Below are 15,399 nucleotides of genomic sequence, written 5' to 3'. Positions count from 1 at the left end.
TCTTGCGGTCGCCATCGCCGGCAAGCCGGCTCCTACAGGGGGTGCGAGTCGTCAGGCGATTTTCGGGCCTGAACCGCCGGGTGGATGGGGCTGCGGTCTTTCCGGCGGGGCATCGCTGGGCAGGTTCTTGGGTTTCTCGTTCGGATCCTTGTAGTCCTTGTGCAAGCCGCCATCCAGGCGATTGCTCGACGAGCCGCCTTTTTGCGGCGTTTCGTCAAAGTGTTCCCACTCCGATTGCTGGAAGCGGAAGATGCTGTCATCGGTCGGCGCGTCACGGCCACCGTAATGGTGGATCTCGTAGTGGGCGTATTCGACCTTGTCGGCCCAGTTGTCCTGCAACAGACCGTCGCCCGCCAGGTCGCGGTACCAGTCGTTTTCCTTCTCGGTGGCCTTCTGCTTTTTGTTGTGGTCGACAAAGTAGCCGATGATCCCGCCCACCACCGCCAGCACCACGCCCACCAGGAACAACGGCCCGGTGAGTGCCGCTGCCGTGCCTGCGCCAAACAGCGCTGCCGCCCCCAGTACCCCGGCAGAGGCGCCGAACGCACCGCCGGCCACTTGCAGGCCACCGGCCGCCTGGGCCAAGGGGTCCTTGTCTTTCACGCCGCTCTTGATCGCCAGCGCACCCAGCACGATGTCGGCAAACCCCCCGGCGATGTCCGTGGCCGGGCCCAGTACCTTGATTACGGAACCGGCGATCTTCGCCGACTTGGACGCGCCCAGCTTGGCCGCCCCCGCAGCAGCGAGGCCGTCATCCAAGTGCGTGGCCAGGCCTTCGGTGGCCTCGGTGACGGCTTTGTCGCCCTCGCCGAACAGCGTTGAGATACCGTCGTATTGGCTGTCCGGCACGGCGTCGAGCGCGGTGGCGATCTTGGATTTGACATCAGACGGCAATTCGCTGACGCGGAACTCGAAATTCGGCTCCTGCATGCCGGTCTTGCCCCAGATTTCCGGCAGGGTCTTGTCCAGCCCAAGGAAGTCCACCAGGCCGCCTTTGCCCAGGCTCTCGCCAATCTTGTCGCCCAGGCGCACGAAGTGGCTGGAGCCGCCGGCAAAGCTCAGGAAGTCCTTGGCAATGGTCATGCGCTGGGCTGGCGTTTCACCAAGCTTGCCGCCCTTGCCGACCAGCTGGTAAATCCCGGAAAACAGGCTCACGCCGGCACCCAGCGAGCCGAGGATGCCCTTGCTGTTGAGGGTGTTGAATACCTCGCCGAGCATGCCGCGATCCGCCACGGGGATGTAGGGTTTGCTCAACGCGGTTTTCAGGTCAGTTTCGCTGATCACGCCGTTTTTCTTGTACACGTCGCCCAGCTCTTCAAGGGCCTTGGTGACGGCGGCGGATTTTTCCTTGCCTTGCAGTCCTTCGTTGAGGAATTTTTCCAGGGTTTCCTGGGTGCGACGCGGCAAGTCCAGGACGTTGCCCTTGAGCACGCCTTTGAGCAGGCCGAACAAGTCCTTGGTGGCCAACTCCTTGTTCTCGTCGGAGATCTTGCTCGGGTCCGCCAGGATCGCATTGAGGTCAGTGGTCAGGCCGTCGGCCTGGATATTCTGCGCCGCCTTGCTCGCCGCCTCCGGGTCGAACAGCTGCAAGGAGGTGAGGGTGTCGCTCAGGTCTTTCTGCGCCTCGTAGGTCTTGCCCTGGCTCTGCAGGTCCTTGAGGTACAGCACGTATTCCGGGTTGGAGGTGAGGTCCAGCAGCTTCTGCTTGATCTCGTCCTTGTTCGGCAGTTTGTTGATCGCCTCGTCCATCTTCGACTTGTAGTCGGCCTGCACGGTAGGGTCGTTGAACAGTTCACCGATCTGCTTTTGCACGGCCTTGCCGTCGATGATGTCGTGCATGTCGGCCGAGGTCAGCTCGGTCTGCTTGTCATCGAACTCACGCCAGGTGGTGTTGAACGGGCGCTTGGCTTCCTCGTAGCCGGTGATGCCATGGCCGTTCTGGTAGGCGGCCTGGGCTTCGAGGGCACGTACCAGCTTGGCCCGTGGGTCGTCCTTGGGGATCGAGCCATCCTTCACGCCGGCACGGTAGGTGTCGATCAATTGGGTGGTGGCCAGTTCGCTGACGCTGAGGGTCGGCGACTTGTCATCCTTTTCATCGGCGTGCACGCCGGTGTCCATGTTCAGCACATCCAGCTCACCGGACTTGGGCAGGTTGTGCTTGGCGCGGGTGTCGTCCACCGAACTGGCGCTGGAGGCTTCCCACTTGGCGGCCACATCGTCGTAGAGCTGCGGGCTGAGTTCCTTGGAGACGATCACCTTGCCTTCGCTGGTTTCGTAGCGGATCAGGCCATCGCCCAGCTCATCCGGGGAGCCGAAGGTGATGTCGGTGTTCTTCAGGAAGTCGTTCGGCCCGGCCAGCTTGTAGCCTTCGCCCTCGCTGGTGTGGATTTTTGACCAGGTGTCGTTGGCGGTGGCGACGCTTTTGAACAGCTCGGGGCTGACGTCAGACGACACCACCACCTTGGTGCCGTCATGCAGCTCGTAGGTGAGGATGTGGTCTTTCTGGTCGTTGTTCCAACTGAAGTTCTTGTAGTCGTTCAGGCCCGGCACCGGGGTGTTGGCATCCGCCAGCACCGCGCCGTTATTGAGTTCGCCTTCCACCACGGCTTTCTTGCCGGGGTCGGTATAGACCGCGTGCAGGCCCGCCAGGTAGTCGAATAGCTTGGGGTTGTCATCGCGAGCCACGACCATCTTCTGGCCGTTGCTTTCAAAGCGGATCAAGCCTGGGCCGACTTCATCGACAGGGCCAACGGCGGTGCCGCCGTAGGGTGGCCACACCTCATTGTCACTGGCGCGCTTGTAGCCGGCGTCTTCACTGGTCGCCAGGCCGGTGAAGCTTTCATAGGCTTCCTTGGCCTTCTGGAACGCCTCGGGGTTGTCGCGCTGGCTGATAACGACCTTGGTGCCGTCCTGGGTTTCGTAGCGGATCACACCCGGGCCGGTTTCATCCGGTGGGCCGAGGGACTTGTAATCGGCGAGTTTCGCCGGCGCGCTGCCATCGGCACCGAGGCTCTGGTAGCCGGCGTTCTGGCTGGCGACCACGCCGGAGAGCGACTTGAAGTCCTGGCTGACCTGCTTGAACAGCTCGGGGCTGTCGTGCTCGCTGACGATGACTTTCTTGCCGTCCTGGGTCTCATAGCGAATCAACCCGGAGCCGACCTCATCGGGTGGGCCGATGGCCTTGTAGTCAGCCAGGGCCGGCGGTGGAGTCGCATCCTTGGCGGCCAGCTCATAGCCGTCCTTTTTGCTCGCATCCAGCCCGGACGGTGTCTTGTCGTGGGCCTCGACCTTCTTGTTATTGGCGCTGTTCTTGAGCAGCACGTGAAACGGCGCGCCGGACTTGGGTGGCGTGCGGGGAAGGGCTTTGGGGTCGGACGAGCGATCGAGGGGCTGGGTCGTCATGCCATGGAACTCCTGCTGTTGCCGATTGCGGCGGTCGGCAAAAACAGTAACAGCAGGGGTTCGGCGCTCGTTGCGAAAAGTTGTGAATTAGGCCTGGCGGTGGCGCAGGGCGCGCTCCATGCGCTGCAGACCTTCTTCCAGCATCGCCCGTGGGCAGCCGAAGTTCAGGCGCACGAACTGTTGGCTGTCGTCGCCGAATTCGATACCCGCGCTCAAGCCGACCTTGGCCTGTTCGAGGAAAAACTGCTGCGGGTCATCCAGGCCCAGGGCGCTGCAGTCGAGCCAAGCCAGGTAGGTGCCTTGCGGCGCTTGCATGACCACGCCGGGCAGGCGGGTTTGTACGGCGTCGAGCAGGTAGTCGCGGTTGGCTTGCAGGTACTGCACCAGTGCATCGAGCCAGTCAGTGCATTCGCTGTAGGCGGCGCGGGTGGCTTCCAGGCCCAGGGGGCTGACGCTGTCGACCATGCCGCACCGGGCCTGGTTGAAGCGCTCGCGGACCTCGGCGTTCTGCACCACGGCGAAGCAGGTCTTCAGGCCGGCGACGTTATAGGCCTTGCTCGCCGACATCAGCGTGATGGTGCGCTGGGCGATCTCGGGGCTGAGACTGGCGGTGGGGATGTGACGGCGGCCGTCGAAGCACAGCTCGGCGTGGATTTCGTCGGAAATGATCAACGCACCGTGTTCCAGGCAGGCATTGGCCACTGCCAGCAGTTCTTCGCGGGGGAAGACTTTGCCCACGGGGTTGTGCGGGTTGCTCAGCAGCAGCGCGCCGGCGCCGTTCAGTGCCTGGCGCAGGGCCGGCATCGGCGTGACGTACTCACCGTTGACTGGCTCGAAGGGCACTTCGATGCGCGGCAGGTTCCAGTGTGCCGGCGCCAGGCGGATTGGCCGGTAGTTAGGGGTTTGCAACACCACCGGCTGGCCCGGCTGCACAAACGCGTGCAGCGCCATGTTGAAGCCCGGTTCTACGCCCGGCAGGAACAGCAACTCATCCGGCTGCACGCGCCAGGCGTACTTGTTCCACAGGTCGGCAATGATCGCCTCGCGCACATCCGGCCCCGCGACGCTGTAGCCCAGCACCTGTTGGTCGAGGCGTGCGTGCAGGGCCTTCAGCACGGCGGGTGGGGCGGCGATGTCCATGTCGGCGATCCACATCGGCAACACGTCTTGCGGGTAACGGTTCCACTTGGTGCTGCCGGTGCCGAGGCGGGGGTGGATGGTGTCGAAATCAAAGCTCATGGGGGGCTCGTATCAGGGCGTCAGGCGCAGGAATGGCGCTGATTCTAGCGCCATTATTTTTATAGGCCAGAGCTGATTGCCACCGACAGTTGCCGATGCGCCTGTTCCAGGGCGCGGTTGACGGCTTCCTCGCCGCGCACCATGGCTGGCAGGTACACGAAATCCACCGAATGGATGCCCACTGTCGCCAGGATGGCGGTCAGGTAGGGCGTGAGAAAGTCCGGCTCATGGCCCTTGCGGGCGTTACCCGAACTGACCAGCACAAAGGTGCGTCGATCCTGCAGCAAGCCGACTTTGGCGAACTGCGCATTCACCGTGAAACTGCGCTGGATGCGCACCACATGGTCGATCCAGGCCTTGAGCGCCGCCGGCACGGTGAAATTATGCACCGGGGTGCACAGGATCAGCAGGTCGCAGGCTTCCAACTCCACGATCAACTGTTCCGAGAGAGCCGTGGCGCTGCTGGTGATTGCGCCGGGGGTGGTCAGCGCGTTGGCATATTTACGGGTCAAGGGCGGCAGTGCCTGGGCGCCGTAGTCACGCTCGGTCACCTCGGCGTCGGGGACCAGGTCGCGCAACAAGGCGCGGGCCAGTTTGAAGGTTTGCGCGGCTTTGCCGTGGGGGCTGAAACTGAGGAGCAGGGCGCGGGTCATTGGCTCAGGTCCTGGGAAAAGTGCATGCCCAGGGGCAGCAGGCCCTGGCGGAAATAGAAACGTTGGGCCAGGGCCATGTGCATGCCGGTGTCCAGCACCAGCCAGCGATAGCCGCGGGCGCGGGTTTCTTCGCGTACGCGGTCGAGCAGTTGTTCGCCCAGGCGGCGACGTTGTTGTGTGGCGTCTATTACCAGGTCATCCACGTAGATGAAGCGGCCATACAGGGTGTTTTCGGTTAGCCGATAGCCGGCCATGCCTATTACCTTGCCGTGCTCTTTTGCTGCGAGCAGGTGATAGCCGTTTTGCCGTTGGCGCTGGATTTGTGCAGCGAACGTGGGGGCGTCGGTGAGGTGGGGGCGCAGTTGGTGCATTACTGGGAAGCTGGCGATGAGGTCGGCGTCGGATTCCAGGTGGGCGAATTCGGTGTGGTCATTCATGGTGGGGGCTTTGTGTGGTGAGGGATATGCCATTGTCGTGGGTATGGCTGAGGTGGGACAGGGGCATGATTGGACATGTGGGTTGGGGCATATCCGTTATTTAGGTAACGGCGGCTTATGGTTCCGCCCTTACGGCGGGTCACTTTTGGAAAAGAGCCCCAAAAGTAACCAAAAGGGCTCTTGCCCCAACACTCGGCACCTCGCCTAGGCTCGGTGTGCCCTCACTCCGGCTTGAATCCGTGGGCCGCCGTCATGGGCCATCCTTGGCCCAGGACGGCTAACCCGGCGTCCTGCCGGGTTACCCACGGATTCAAGCCTGCGTTCGGCCAGCGTGTTTGACGGGGCGCCTCAGATCAAGATCAAGATCAAAAGCGACTCGCTTCGCATCGTAGATACGCGGTCCACTGTAGGAGCCGGCTTGCCGGCGAAAAACGTGACACCGCCGCGTTTTGTCTGATTCCCCGCGTCATCGTTGAAGACCATCGCCGGCAAGCCGGCTCCTACAGGACCGCGTTTGCTTCTGCCTTTGCTTCACACCACTCAAGCCGGCTGTCAGGCCGCTGTGCTCTTGCTTTTGATTTTGATCTTAGGCGCCCCGTCAAATACCTGTCGGATTACGGGCATACCGAGCCTAGGCGAGGTACCGAGTGTTGGGGCAAGAGCCCTTTGGTTACTTTGGGGCTTTTCCAAAGTGACCCGCCGTAAGGGCGGAACCCATATCAGCCATCACCCAAATAACGGATATGCCCCCAATCACAACCCCTGACTCCCCCGAATCAAATCATAAGCCTTACGCGCAATCGGATTCGCCGTATTCGGCCGAATCCAAAGGTAATACGTCACCTCCGGCAACCGCGGCAACCCATCCGTCTCCCCCAACACCCGCATATCAGGCCCCAACATCTCCATACTCCGCGGCGTCACCCCCAACCCCGCGCGCGTGGCGGCCTTGATGCCGATGAGGTTCGAAGCCAGATACGCCTGCCGCCAAGGAATATTCGCCCGCTCCAACGCCTCCAACGCATAACGCCGATAAATGCTCGGCTCATCCACCAGAATCAACGGCAACGGCTCACTCGGCTGGTGAATGTACTGCGCAGAACAAATCCACCACACCGGCGACGTGCGCAACGCAAACCCCTCAAGGTTCGGATCGGACCGCGTAGAAATCACCATGTCCACCTTGCCCCGATGCAAGTCATCCATCAAAAACGGACTGCGCCCCACATCGATTTCCAACCGCAAACGCGGCGCCGAGCGGGCGATGTGACTGAGGATCGGCGGCAATATCGTGTCAGCAATATCGTGCGGTGAGCCAATGCGCAACACACCACTCAAGCTGCTCTCACGCAGCGAATTCAACGCATCGTCATTCAACGAAAGCATCTGCCGTGCATGGCGCAGCAACTGCAAGCCAGGCTCGGTCAGTTGCTTCTGCCGGCCACGTTTCTCGAACAGACTGACCCCCACTTGCTGCTCCAGACGCTGCATATGCTGGGTCACGGACGATTGGGTGCGCGCCAGGTGCATGCCGGCGCCGGCGAAGCTGTGGTGGTCGACCACGGCAATGAAGGTACGCAGCAGTTCAAGGTCAAGGGTCGACATGGCCGGCTCCAGAGGCGGTTTTTATATCAAGGGTGTGAAGTTAAACATTACAGATATTTATGTATTGGTGAAGCGTAATTTTATAGAGTCCAACAAAACATGGTTTATGCCGTAAATGAAGGTCGTGCGTATACGGCAAGTTATAACGATATGAGATATTTGCATTTCCGTTGCCCCCGCACTCTCCCTAGCATGCCCCTCCATCAGGTCGGGGTACGCCGATCACTTGCCAGGGGGAAGTCCAATGAAGTTGAACAAATGGTTGCCGGTGGCCCTCGGGTCGATCATCGCGTTGGGCGGCAGCGTGGCGGCGCAGGCCGACGCGACCCTGGACAAGATCGAACAGCGCCACGTGCTGGTGGTCGGCGTGTTGTTGTCTGGCGGGCCATTCGGCAGCATCGATCCGGCCACGCAAAAGCCCAAGGGCCTGAACGTCGACCTGGCCAACGAGCTGGGCCGTCAACTCAAGGCTGAGGTGCAACTGGTACCGGTACTGCCCGCCAACCGTGTGCAGTTCCTGCAGCAGGGCAAGGTCGACCTGTTGATCGCCAATATGGAATGGACCGCCGAGCGCGGTGAGATCCTCGGCTTTGTGCCGACCCCGTTCTACCGCATCGGCGGCGCCGCTGCGGTGCTCAAGGACAGCAAGATCGCCCGCTGGGAAGACCTCAAGGATCAACCCGTGTGCACCTCCCAGGGCAGCAGCTACGTGAAGCCGCTGACCGAGTTCGGTGCACAACTCAAGGCGTTCAAGAGCTCTTCGGAATCGCTGCTGGCCCTGCGCGGCAACAACTGCGTGGCGGCGGTGCATGACTCTACCCTGATCAATCCGCTGATCAACGACAGCGCCGAGTGGAAGGACTACCGCGTGATCGGCCCGGAACTCAACCCGGCGCCTTCGGTGATCTGGACCCGTCGCGGTGAAAGTGACACCCAGGCCAAACTCGATCCGATCGTCAAGGAACTGCACCGCAGCGGCTGGCTGATCGACGCCCAGACCCGCAACCGTATCAGCCCGGCATCGCCTGCGCTGGTGGAATTGCAGCAACAGTTCAAGGGCGCCTGACATGCATTTCAAGACCCTCACCGCACTCGGCCTGACCTTGTGCGCAGGCTTCGCCCATGCCGACGCCACCCTCGACAAGATCCAGCAACGCCACGCCATCAGCGTTGGGGTGATCCTCAGCGGTCCGCCATTCGGCACCCTCGACCCCAAGACCGGTGAACACCTGGGCTACAACGTCGAACTGGCCAAGGGCATCGGCGCGGCGCTGGGCGTCGAAACCAAGACCGTTTCGGTGCTGGCGCCCAACCGCGTGCAGTTCCTGCAGCAGGGCAAGGTCGACATCCTGATCGCCAATATGCAGTTCACCGAAGAGCGCGCCGAGATCCTCGATTACGTGCCCACGCCGTACGAAGAAGTGGGCGGCGCGGCACTGATTCGCAAAGGCGCCGGCATCAAGCAGTGGGCCGACCTCAAGGACAAGCCGGTGTGCGTGTCCCAGGGCAGCAACTTCATTAAGCCGTTGCAAGAGACCTACGGCGCGCAGATCAAGGCCTTCCGCAGCCAGTCCGAGTCGCTGCTGTCGCTGCGTGGCAATGGCTGCGTGGCCGCGGTGCACGTCAGCCCGACCATGCACGCGCTGCTCAGCGATGCGGAGTGGGCGGGCTACGAGATCCCGTTGCCGGGCGACCTGATCCCGTCCAACTCGGTGATCTGGATCCGCAAGGGCGAACACGACACCCAGGCCAAGCTCGATGCCATCGTCAAGGGCTGGCATAAAAGCGGTTTCCTGATCGCCCTCGGCGAGCGTACCGGCATGGCACCGTCCCAGGCCCTGCGTGATCTGCATGAGCAATACAGCCATGAGTGATGCGCTGTTCGCCACCTTGCAACAGCTGCTCGGCGCAGACCATGTGCAAACCAGCGAGGCAGCGGCGCATTACCTGACCGACAAGCAGGGCCGCTACACTGGCCAGGTGGTTGCGGCGGTGCACCCGGCCAACACCGAAGAAGTGGCGGCGGTGGTGCGTGCCTGCGTGGCTCTGAAGGCACCGATCGTGGTGCAGGGTGGCAATACGGGCCTGATGGCCGGCGCCACACCGGATGCCAGCGGGCGTTCGGTGCTGCTGTTGCTGGACCGCATGAACCGCGTGCGTACGGTGGATACCGACAACGACACCCTCACCGTGGAAGCCGGCTGCATCCTGCAAAACGTTCAGGACGCGGCCCGCGCAGCCGATCGCCTGTTTCCGCTGAGCCTGGGTGCCGAAGGCAGTTGCACCCTTGGCGGCAACCTCGGCACCAATGCCGGCGGTACCGGCGTGCTGCGGTATGGCAACACCCGCGAGCTGACCCTGGGCCTGGAAGTGGTGACCGCCGAAGGCGAGATCTGGCACGGCCTGCGCGGTCTGCGCAAGGACAACACCGGCTACGACCTGCGCGACCTGTACATCGGCAGCGAAGGCACGCTCGGCATCATCACCGCTGCGACTTTGAAATTGTTCCCGCTGCCCAAGGCCCAGGCCACTGCGCTGCTGGCGTTTGACGAACTCGCCCAGGCCGTCGCCTTTCTGTCCCATGCCCGTGCCGGTTTCGGTGCGAACCTGACCGCCTTCGAACTGCTCACCGCCGATTGCCTGGCCCTGCTGCGCGATCAATTCCCGGAAGGCCCACAGCCGTTCAAGTCCGCGAGCCAGCCCTGGTTCGCCTTGATCGAACTCTCCGACAACCACGGCGAAAGCCATGCGCGCGAAGCCTTCGAGCAAGTCTTGGGGGATGCCTTCGAACAGCAGCTGATCAGTGATGCCCTGATCGCCGAAAGCCTGGCGCAAAGCGAAGCCCTGTGGCAGCTGCGCGAGAACATGAGCGAGGCGCAAAAGCGCGCCGGGCGCAACATGAAGCACGATATCTCGGTGCCGATTTCCCAGGTGGTGGCCTTCGTGGCCCATACCGATGCGTTGTTGCAGCAGCACTTCCCCGGTGTGCGCAACTTCACTTTCGGTCACCTCGGTGACGGCAACCTGCATTACAACGTGGCCCATCCGCTGGGTTCGACCGTAGAGGCGCATATGGCGCACTACGCCGAGCTGAGCGCCCTGGTGCTCGACAGCGCCCATGCCCATGGCGGCTCGATCAGTGCCGAGCACGGTATCGGCCAGCGCAAGGTCGGCCTGCTTGGCCGCTATAAAAGCCCGGTGGAGCTGGACCTGATGCGCCGCATCAAACAGGCGCTCGACCCGCACAACCTGCTCAACCCCGGCAAAGTCCTTGAGGTACAGCCATGACCCTTCGCCTGTCTCAACGCGTGCAGCGGGTGTCGCTGTCCGCCAACGCTGCGGCCAAATCCCGCGCGACTGAATTGCGCGAGGCGGGTCGCGATATTCTCGACCTCACCACGGGCGAGCCGGACTTCGACACACCGGAACACATCAAGCAGGCCGCCTACAAGGCCATTGCTGGCGGCGCTACCAAGTACACGCCGACGCCGGGCGTGAAGGCCTTGCGCGTCGCGGTGCAGCGCAAGCTGGCCGAAGAGAACCACCTCGACTATCCGCTGGCGTCCATTGTGATCGCCAACGGCGCCAAGCAGATCATCTTCAATGCCTTTGCCGCCACTCTGGACGACGGCGACGAAGTCCTGGTGCCGACGCCGTACTGGCCGTCGTTCCCCGACAGCGTGCGCTTCAATGGCGGTGAGCCGGTCTTCATCGAATGCGGGCTGGAGCAGGGCTGCAAGCTGCTGCCGGCGCAGCTGGAACAACACATCAGCGCACGCACGCGCTGGCTGATCCTCAACGGCCCCGGCAACCCCAGTGGCGCGGTGTACAGCGACACCGAGTTGCGCGAGTTGGCCGAGGTGCTGCGCCGTCACCCCCAGGTGCTGGTCCTGCTGGATGAACTCTACGAACACATCCGCTTCGACGGCCGCCCTGCGCAAAGCCTGCTGAACGTCGCGCCGGACTTGCTCGACCGCTGCCTGCTGGTGGGTGGCGTGTCCAAGACCTACGCCATGACCGGCTGGCGCATTGGCTTTGGGGCGGGGCCGAAAATCCTGACCGAGGCCATCGCGGTGGTGCAATCGCAATCCACTTCTGGCGCTTCCTCTGTGGGCCAGGCCGCTGCATTGGCGGCTTACAACGGCGGGCTGGATTTCCTCGCCGAGCAGGTCGCCGCGTACCAGTTGCGCCGGGACATTCTGGTGGCGGCGCTGAGCAACGTCGACGGCCTGGAAGTGCTCGAACCCCAGGGCGGTTTCTTTGTCTTTGTGCGCTGCGCCGGGTTGCTGGGGCGTGTGCGTCCGGACGGCCAGCGCATCGACAACGATGGTGATGTGGTGGCGTGGCTGCTGGAGGAGGGCGTAGCCGGTGTGGCCGGCAGTGCCTATGGCCTGTCGCCGTGGTTCCGCCTATCCATCGCCACCGCGACCGACAGCGTTGCCGAGGCTGGGCGGCGTATCGCAAGCGCCTGCGGAAAACTGCGATGATGGAGCTTTTTGTCCATTGGGCTGCGGGTATTGGCCTCAACTACAACTTCCTGTTGGATGCCTACCAGCGCGGCACCCTGGTCCAGGGCGCGCTGACCACCGGCCTGCTGTGCCTGTTCACCATTATTGGCAGCCTGTTGGCGGGCATCACCCTGGCGGCGATGCTGACCTCGGGCAACCCGTGGCTGGCCAAACCGGCGCGGGTGTTCGTCGAAGTCACGCGCAACACGCCAACCCTGGTGCAGCTGTACTGCGCGTTTCTGGTGCTGAACATGCTGCTGACCCAGGCGGTCGGCGCGGCCAACCCGCTGACGCCGTTTGCCTGGGTGGTGATCGTGATTTCCCTGCACAAAGGCGCGTTCCATGCCGAGGCCTTGCGCGCCGGCATCGAGGCAGTGCCTGCCGTGACCCTGGAAGCTGCCAGTTCCCTGGCTTTCAGCAGCCGCCAGTTGCTGTGGAATGTGCAGTTGCCACTGGCGTTGCGCTTTGCCTTGCCGTCGCTGATCAACAACCTGATCGACCTGGTGAAGATGACCGCCGTGGCCTCCGCCATTGCCGTGGGCGATATCACCTACGCGGCCATCATGATCTGGACCCAGAGCGATAACGTGTTGGAACTGATGATCCTGATCCTGAGCTTTTTCGGCCTGCTGAGTTTTATCGTCAATTGTGTGGGGCGCTGGCTTGAAGCGCGCCTGAGGATGCCCGGCTATGGCCATTGATTCATTCCCGGTGCTGTCGGCGTTGCTGCAATGGTCGCCGGCGCTGGTGGCCGGTTTCGGCCAGAACATCCTGATCAGCGTGGTGGCGATTGCCCTGGGCTCGGTGCTGGGCTTGTTGATCGGTGCGTTGGCCTTGTCGCCTCTGGGCTTTGTCGCGCGCCTGTGGGTGCAGGTATTTCGCAACGCGCCGTGGCTGGTACTGATCTATTTCACCACCTACGTGTTCCCGTTCGAGATCCACATCGGCAGCAGCTACGTGTCGTTCCCCGATTGGGTCAAGGTCACCATCGGCCTGGCGTTGCCTGCCAGCGCCAACGTGGCGGAGATCTTTCGCGGGGCCATCGGCTCGATCCCCAGCACCCAGTGGGAAGCCGCACGTTCGCTGGCCTTCACCCGTAGCCAGTTGTTCCGTTCGATCATCCTGCCGCAGTGCTTCAAGCGCATGTTGCCGCCGTGGATGAACCTGTATGCGGTGGTCACCATGGGCACCGCGCTGGCTTCGCTGGTGGGCGTTCATGACGTGATCGACACCGCGCAGATCGCCAGCAACACCGTGAACATGACCGGTTTCACCGTGGTGATTTACCTGAGCCTGCTGGTGCTGTTCTTTGCCTATTGCTACCCGATTTCCCGTCTCACCCAACACCTGGAGCGCCGTTATGCCTTCTATTGAACCCTTGGTGAGCCTGCGGGACGTGCACCTGTCGTTCGGCGCCAACCCGGTGCTCAAGGGCATCGACCTCGACGTGCTGCGCGGCCAGGCCGTGTCGATCATCGGTCCGTCGGGCTCGGGCAAATCGACAATCCTGCGTTGCATCACCGGGCTGTTGCAGCCCCAGCGTGGCAGCCTCCGCGTGGGTCAGACCCAGGTCGACACCCTGGCCCAGGAGGCCCAGCGCATCGAACTGCGCAAACGCGTCGGGTTTGTGTTCCAGCAGTACAACCTGTTCCCGCACTTGTCGGTGCTGGAAAACCTGGTGATCGCGCCGCGCAAGGTGCTGGGCCGCAACCGAGCCGACGCCGAGAAAGACGCCCGTGCATTGCTCGCCAAGGTGCGCATGGAGCACAAGGCCGACGCCTATCCCGGCCAGCTCTCCGGCGGCCAGCAACAACGCGTGGCGATTGCTCGCGCGTTGGCGATGCGCCCGGAGCTGATCCTGTTTGACGAAGTGACCTCGGCCCTCGACCCGGAAACCGTCGGCGAAGTGCTGACGGTGATCCGCGAGTTGACCGAGGAGGGCATGACCTGCGTGCTGGTCACCCATGAAATGCGCTTCGCCGAAGAGATCAGCGACGTGGTGTATTTCACCGAGAACGGCGTGATTGTCGAGCATGGCAGCGCCGCGCAGATCTTCCAGAACCCAACCAGCGAACGCACCCAGACGTTCCTGCGTCATGCCTTGGGCGATTCGGGGCGCCGTGGCCCCATCGCTCACGACCCGTACCTGTTGACCAATTTGAGCCGTTACAGCCTGTCTGTCTGATAAGAGGAAATTCGTGATGAGTATCGAAAACCGTGCTGCTGTTATCGAGGCGTTCTTGCAGCAGATCCGCGTGATCAACCAACGCGGCGTAGACCGCGCGGCCCTGGCAGAAATCGTTGGCCTGCTGGAAAACCTCGCAGAACGTCGCGACCTGTTCAACTTCGACGCATTCCCCGCGCCGGTGCCGGGGCAGGGCAGCACTGCGTTTCGCTATCGCCTGAACGATGACGGCGATACGCCGACCCTGTACCTGAACTCGTTGCTGCCGGGCAAAAGCACGATCCCGCACAACCACGAGACCTGGGCGATCATCAGCGCCATCGAAGGCCAGGAGATCAACTACGTCTACGCGCGCAGTGACGAAGGCCGCGAGCCGGGGTTCACCACCCTGAGCCTGGAAAAGGAAGTGATCGTGCAACCGGGCACGTCGATCTCGTTCCTCGGTGAGGACCTGCATGGCATCAAGGTTGAGGGTGAGCAGGCGACGTTGCATTTCCATCTGTATGGCTTGCCGCTGGAATCCCTGAACGGCCGGTATGGCGTGGAAGCCGACGGTCGCATCCTCAACTACAACGCCTCGCAGATGGCGCCGTCTATCAAGGCTTACGCATAAAACCCTTGTAGGAGCCGGCTTGCCGGCGATGGCGTCCGATGGGCCACCACCTGGCTTACTGGCGCTATCGCCGGCAAGCCGGCTCCTACTGGGGACTGAGGGGTTTTTATGATTGATCTGTATTACTGGCCGACGGGCAATGGCTTGAAAGTCGGCATCCTGCTCGAAGAGCTGGGCGTGGAGTATCGCCTGGTGCCGGTGAATATCCGCGAAGGCCAGCAGAAGCATGCCGATTTCCAGCGCATCAGCGCCAATGGGCGGATCCCGGCGATTGTCGACCATCGTCCTGACGCGCCACTGAGCCTGTTCGAATCCGGTGCGATCCTCAATTACCTGGCCGACAGCGCCGGGCAGTTCCTGCCGCCGGTGGGCAGTGTGGAGCGGCAAAAGGTGCAGGAATGGCTGTTCTGGCAGGTGGGGCATATCACCCCGTACTTGAGCCAGTTGCAGGTGTTCAAGGAGAAGGCGCCGGCGCCGATTCCCTTCGCCCTCGACTTGCTGAACGCCGAAGCCACGCGCCTGTATCGGGTGCTCGATCAGCGCCTGGCCGAAGTGCCCTACGTGGCGGGTGAATACTCGGTGGCAGACATGGCGATCTTCCCGTGGATCCAGCCGCTGCGACAAGGCCAGGTATTGACGGACTACCCGCATATCCAGGCCTGGCGTGAGCGCATCAAGGCGCGGCCAGCGGTGCAGCGTGCCTATGCCAAGGGGCGCGAAGTGGCGGCGGGCGAGCGTTCGTTGGCGTTGCAGTAAC

At 62.6% G+C, this 15,399-nt stretch carries 14 protein-coding genes; 9 read left to right on the top strand and 5 right to left on the bottom strand.

Going from position 1 to position 15,399, the window contains the following annotated elements:
• Positions 1-51 precede the first annotated feature (51 nt).
• The 5 genes from AC0IYN_RS26850 to AC0IYN_RS26830 all read right to left on the bottom strand — a co-directional run bounded on the left by AC0IYN_RS26850 (position 52) and on the right by AC0IYN_RS26830 (position 7,336).
• Positions 52-3,402 carry a hypothetical protein gene (locus tag AC0IYN_RS26850; RefSeq protein WP_457240401.1) on the bottom strand — a complete coding sequence of 1,117 codons (3,351 nt, stop codon included), beginning with the start codon at positions 3,400-3,402 and terminating at the stop codon, positions 52-54.
• A gap of 87 nt (positions 3,403-3,489) precedes the next feature.
• Positions 3,490-4,641 carry a MalY/PatB family protein gene (locus tag AC0IYN_RS26845; protein ID WP_406599988.1) on the bottom strand — a complete coding sequence of 384 codons (1,152 nt, stop codon included), beginning with the start codon at positions 4,639-4,641 and terminating at the stop codon, positions 3,490-3,492.
• A gap of 59 nt (positions 4,642-4,700) precedes the next feature.
• Positions 4,701-5,294, bottom strand: a complete 594-nt coding sequence (locus AC0IYN_RS26840) for an FMN-dependent NADH-azoreductase (protein WP_457240402.1) — start codon at positions 5,292-5,294, stop codon at positions 4,701-4,703.
• Positions 5,291-5,731 (bottom strand): GNAT family N-acetyltransferase, encoded by a 441-nt coding sequence (locus AC0IYN_RS26835; protein WP_406599989.1) that lies wholly within the window; start codon positions 5,729-5,731, stop codon positions 5,291-5,293. Before AC0IYN_RS26835 ends, AC0IYN_RS26840 begins: the two co-directional genes overlap by 4 nt.
• 753 nt (positions 5,732-6,484) lie before the next feature.
• Positions 6,485-7,336, bottom strand: coding sequence for a LysR substrate-binding domain-containing protein (locus tag AC0IYN_RS26830; RefSeq protein ID WP_068933497.1), 852 nt, complete (start codon positions 7,334-7,336; stop codon positions 6,485-6,487).
• A 244-nt stretch (positions 7,337-7,580) separates the two neighbouring features.
• Between AC0IYN_RS26830 and AC0IYN_RS26825 the strand changes: the two genes are divergently transcribed.
• From AC0IYN_RS26825 to AC0IYN_RS26785, 9 genes are all read left to right on the top strand, one after another.
• Complete coding sequence (locus AC0IYN_RS26825; RefSeq protein ID WP_100490847.1) at positions 7,581-8,402, top strand: transporter substrate-binding domain-containing protein; 822 nt, start codon at positions 7,581-7,583, stop codon at positions 8,400-8,402.
• A 1-nt stretch (position 8,403) separates the two neighbouring features.
• A complete protein-coding gene (locus AC0IYN_RS26820; protein ID WP_471844126.1) occupies positions 8,404-9,210 on the top strand; it encodes a transporter substrate-binding domain-containing protein in 807 nt (268 codons plus the stop codon).
• The gene (locus AC0IYN_RS26815; protein ID WP_471844834.1) at positions 9,203-10,624 is read left to right on the top strand and encodes an FAD-binding oxidoreductase; all 1,422 of its coding nucleotides are present in this window, start codon (positions 9,203-9,205) and stop codon (positions 10,622-10,624) included. Before AC0IYN_RS26820 ends, AC0IYN_RS26815 begins: the two co-directional genes overlap by 8 nt.
• Complete coding sequence (locus AC0IYN_RS26810; RefSeq protein WP_457248992.1) at positions 10,621-11,823, top strand: aminotransferase class I/II-fold pyridoxal phosphate-dependent enzyme; 1,203 nt, start codon at positions 10,621-10,623, stop codon at positions 11,821-11,823. Before AC0IYN_RS26815 ends, AC0IYN_RS26810 begins: the two co-directional genes overlap by 4 nt.
• A complete protein-coding gene (locus tag AC0IYN_RS26805) occupies positions 11,820-12,545 on the top strand; it encodes an amino acid ABC transporter permease (protein WP_068933488.1) in 726 nt (241 codons plus the stop codon). The genes AC0IYN_RS26810 and AC0IYN_RS26805 overlap by 4 nt, the downstream gene beginning before the upstream one ends.
• Positions 12,535-13,218 (top strand): amino acid ABC transporter permease, encoded by a 684-nt coding sequence (locus AC0IYN_RS26800; protein WP_457248991.1) that lies wholly within the window; start codon positions 12,535-12,537, stop codon positions 13,216-13,218. The genes AC0IYN_RS26805 and AC0IYN_RS26800 overlap by 11 nt, the downstream gene beginning before the upstream one ends.
• Positions 13,205-14,029 carry an amino acid ABC transporter ATP-binding protein gene (locus AC0IYN_RS26795; protein WP_457239810.1) on the top strand — a complete coding sequence of 275 codons (825 nt, stop codon included), beginning with the start codon at positions 13,205-13,207 and terminating at the stop codon, positions 14,027-14,029. The genes AC0IYN_RS26800 and AC0IYN_RS26795 overlap by 14 nt, the downstream gene beginning before the upstream one ends.
• 16 nt (positions 14,030-14,045) lie before the next feature.
• Positions 14,046-14,642: a cysteine dioxygenase family protein gene (locus tag AC0IYN_RS26790; protein WP_368946323.1), complete on the top strand. Its 597-nt coding sequence runs from the start codon at positions 14,046-14,048 to the stop codon at positions 14,640-14,642.
• Positions 14,643-14,750: 108 nt separating this feature from the next.
• Positions 14,751-15,398 (top strand): glutathione S-transferase family protein, encoded by a 648-nt coding sequence (locus tag AC0IYN_RS26785; protein ID WP_406599481.1) that lies wholly within the window; start codon positions 14,751-14,753, stop codon positions 15,396-15,398.
• Position 15,399: the final 1 nt, after the last annotated feature.

This window comes from Pseudomonas sp. AC112 (assembly GCF_979253545.1).
This window is presented reverse-complemented; position numbering and strand designations above follow the sequence as displayed.